This window comes from Nitrososphaerales archaeon, assembly GCA_025058425.1.
Taxonomy (GTDB): domain Archaea; phylum Thermoproteota; class Nitrososphaeria; order Nitrososphaerales; family JANXEG01; genus JANXEG01.
In genome coordinates, this window is record JANXEG010000081.1 from 1 (window position 1) to 2,790 (window position 2,790).

Genomic DNA, 2,790 nt, shown 5'->3' on the forward strand with positions numbered 1-2,790 from the left:
CTCCTACATAACCTTAGCTCCTTCATAAACACTATTATCTACCTCGAGTGAGATGAGCTCTTCCCGCATAAATTCATCTACTTTAGCATCTAATCTTAAAAGACTCAAAGATGATCATTATCTAATTAAAAATCGACTGGTTTAAATGAATTATGTTTTATAAGAAAAGGGTGTGGAGTAAATTGGGTGCGTGCCAGCCGTAACCCTCCTTCTGTTTTAGGTGGGATTGCGCTAAGCGGCCTACCCAGGTCTCCCGTAGAACTCATCGACCTTTATTTGGCCTTGCTCCGCGTGGGGCGATCGTTTCATTCCGATTTCAGAAACCTCAGGCTTACGCCCTCATCGTACACTCTGAATCGGATTACGTTTCTGTATCGTAGCCGACGGTCTCCCGTCGCGCCTCGCGGCGCCACGCTTCTACGGTGGAGGGAGGAGTTTCCTCAGGGTCTTATTAGACCCCGTACCCACCCGCTGGCTCGCACCCAAAATATTATTCAATTTTGGATATAATTAAATTTTCACTTAAAGCGTAGATTCATCATGTATTCTCCTTCTACCTTTAAAACCTCATTCGCATCTTTACACTTCACATAATCCTCTAAAACGTATCTATTTAGAGATAGGAATGTCGAACCCCATTTGAATATCGATAGAACCTCTTTGGCCTGCTCTTTAAAACCTGATATGAAGAGAGCTGCGGCTAAAGCTTCAGCAGAGCTTAGAATCGATAAATGGCCATAATGTATGGGGTTACCGGCCCATAGTAATGGTAATCTTCTATTCATCCCTCTCTTCCAACCATCAAATACTTCTTTACACCTTTTCCACGAACAATCTACAGCTACCAAACCCGATCTTAGTAACTCTCGATCTGAAGGTGAAAAGACGGTATGCGCGTAAGGGTTCAAAACTACACTATTCTTGGGGATCTGTCTCAAACTATATATTGGGATGGCAAGTTTAAATCGGACCAGCTTTAAAGATGTACATTTTTTCGGATCGTCCTGCTCCAATAGATAGAGATATAGTTTTACTCTATCAAAACTTTGGGCCTCTTCCTCCCTTTTCATCAATAAAACTTTCTTTCCCCGTTAATAAAGAATTTACGAATGTAACCCATCATGGTAGGCGCCTGAGCATCCTAACTATCCATGGCCCTTCGAACGTTATTAAAACTCCTCTGTTCAGTATATGGGTTACCACAATATACGATGGAATCGTCGATAATGGTACATGGATTACATTAAATATAGCGGTGATGAGTAATGTAAGGATCAGTACATCAAAGTTCGTTGAGAATGTTATCTTTAAGCTAGTGGCGAGTGATATGGCTGCGTATTGTAAGAAGGTTGGAAAGAGCATCCAAATGACTACATAGTTGACTAGGGTCATGACCAGGACCCTCGTTATGATACTTGTTGAGAGGATGAATGTTAAGAAGGCTCCTATCTTTATAGTAGAGGTAAATCTCTTATACAACTTTATTCCTGCCCATATTCCTAGAAGTGTCGATATCACTGCCAAAAACTTCATTGCAGGCCCTATCGGAACGAATGAACCTACGATATTTAAGACGAGCCAGTAGACGATCGATGATACGAAGCCTGGTATAGGGCCATACAGTAGAAAGGCCATGAATACCGGAAGTTCGGCCAGGTCGAACTTGAGGTATGGTAGTAGGGGGAAGGGGAAGCTAAGTGGTAGTATCGTCATTATGGCTGCCAATGAGCCAAATATCGCCGATGCAGATAAAGCACGTGTATCAAACCTGGTGATGGAGTTTTCAAAGGGCCTTCTGGCACTCATACCAGTGAAGAATCTTCTCGATTATATATAAATTTTTTGTAGATATTACCAAAAATATAGTACATAAGTGTGGTAACTTAAAGGTAATTCTCCTAAGAGATACAGATGCGTAACGCTTCTAAAATAAACTACAAGAAGATAATACATGAAAGGATCATTGTATCGATCATGGGCTTATTAGCTATGTAGCAACGTATCAAATTCGCCTATGAAGTTCGATAGGGGCTACGTTGAAGATTTATTATGTTTTATGATGTAATGATAAGAAGTTGAACATTTTTAACGGAGCAAAAGTAATTAACGGGTGACTCGTTGACTTATTTGGTGGGCCCGTAGCTCAGCCAGGTAGAGCACCGGGCTTTTAACTAGAATGGGAGCCACCCGGAGATAAGAGATGATATTATCGGGTAAGGGTCTCGGGTCCGAATCCCGACGGGCCCGCTACAATATTTGAGTTCATGTAAAGGATGATAAAGATCGGTTCGATGGTCTTTACCTTAAGCTACTTATAACCCTAATACTCATACTTCTCATAAAAAGATATAAAAGTTCTGTACTTCCATCGAACATCATGCATCTTACTAACTCTTTTCGAGCAGAATCTCGATAGATGGTCTCACACTACCTATAAATTTATCATCCAAGAACACATCTATACTATCGTGCCCTAACTGGGCGATCCTGACCATTATATAGCGATCCCCTCTTCCCCTCTTAAACTCGACCATCAGATCAAGAAAATCTAAGTCCGCTTCAGCCCCTCCAGGTCGATCTTCAAAGCCGATTACATAGGTTTCATATACTATGCCTCCTTCCACGTAGCTTCCAATGACTTTACCGACCACTCTCGGATCTTTCAGAGTCATGTTCGTTGACTTATTAACGAATTTAAACCTTCCCAATTGGGTTATGAGATCGTCTGGTAATTCGAGTGGTTCTCGGTCTTGAAGTAAAGGTATAGCATCGTTCACCAAATAGCCGATG

3 protein-coding genes, 1 tRNA gene and 1 other RNA gene are annotated in these 2,790 nt (G+C 41.5%); 1 reads left to right on the forward strand and 4 read right to left on the reverse strand.

Features of this window, described 5'->3' with window-relative positions:
* Positions 1-188: 188 nt before the first annotated feature.
* The 3 genes from rnpB to NZ896_06730 form a co-directional block, all read right to left on the reverse strand.
* Positions 189-480, reverse strand: an RNA gene (rnpB, locus tag NZ896_06720) — RNase P RNA component.
* A gap of 38 nt (positions 481-518) precedes the next feature.
* Positions 519-1,070 carry a DUF367 family protein gene (locus NZ896_06725; GenBank protein ID MCS7117138.1) on the reverse strand — a complete coding sequence of 184 codons (552 nt, stop codon included), beginning with the start codon at positions 1,068-1,070 and terminating at the stop codon, positions 519-521.
* Positions 1,071-1,119: 49 nt separating this feature from the next.
* Positions 1,120-1,806, reverse strand: a complete 687-nt coding sequence (locus NZ896_06730; GenBank protein MCS7117139.1) for a hypothetical protein — start codon at positions 1,804-1,806, stop codon at positions 1,120-1,122.
* Positions 1,807-2,132: 326 nt separating this feature from the next.
* On the opposite strand from NZ896_06730, the gene NZ896_06735 reads away from it, so the two are divergent.
* Positions 2,133-2,247: transfer RNA gene (locus tag NZ896_06735), tRNA-Lys, on the forward strand.
* Between the two features lie 140 nt (positions 2,248-2,387).
* On the opposite strand, the gene NZ896_06740 is transcribed toward NZ896_06735, so the two are convergent.
* The coding region (locus tag NZ896_06740; protein MCS7117140.1) for a hypothetical protein at positions 2,388-2,790 on the reverse strand (403 nt) is incomplete at its 5' end.